Origin of the sequence: Streptomyces sp. JW3, from assembly GCF_052216785.1 — a bacterium.
In the GTDB taxonomy this organism is placed as follows: domain Bacteria; phylum Actinomycetota; class Actinomycetes; order Streptomycetales; family Streptomycetaceae; genus Streptomyces.
Genome location: NZ_JBQOUX010000303.1, coordinates 1 through 277, shown reverse-complemented (window position 1 = coordinate 277; position 277 = coordinate 1). Strand labels below are relative to the sequence as shown.

Sequence of the window (277 nt, the reverse complement as noted above, 5' to 3'; positions counted from 1 at the left end):
GGATCCGACCACCACCAGGGTCTCGGGCAGTTCCGGCAGGTCGTAGAGCTGGCGCCAGGTGAGGATGCGCTCACCGTCGGGTTCGGCACCGCGCAGCACCCGCGGGCTGGCGCCAGTGGCGATGAGCACCACCTCGGCCTCGAATTCCTCGGTGCTGCCGTCGGCCATGGTGGCACGCACACGATGCGCCAAACCGGCTGCGGGACCGACCAATTCACCGCGCCCGGCCAGCAGTTGCACGCCTGCGGCCTGCAGTTTGGCGCGGATGTCGGAAGAC

At 69.7% G+C, this 277-nt stretch carries 1 protein-coding gene; it reads right to left on the bottom strand.

Annotation, left to right across the window (positions count from 1 at the left end; all coding sequences use genetic code 11):
• Positions 1–277, bottom strand: a 277-nt coding sequence (locus ACTT8P_RS38610; RefSeq protein ID WP_442836454.1) for an FAD-dependent oxidoreductase, incomplete at both ends; no start/stop codon positions are given.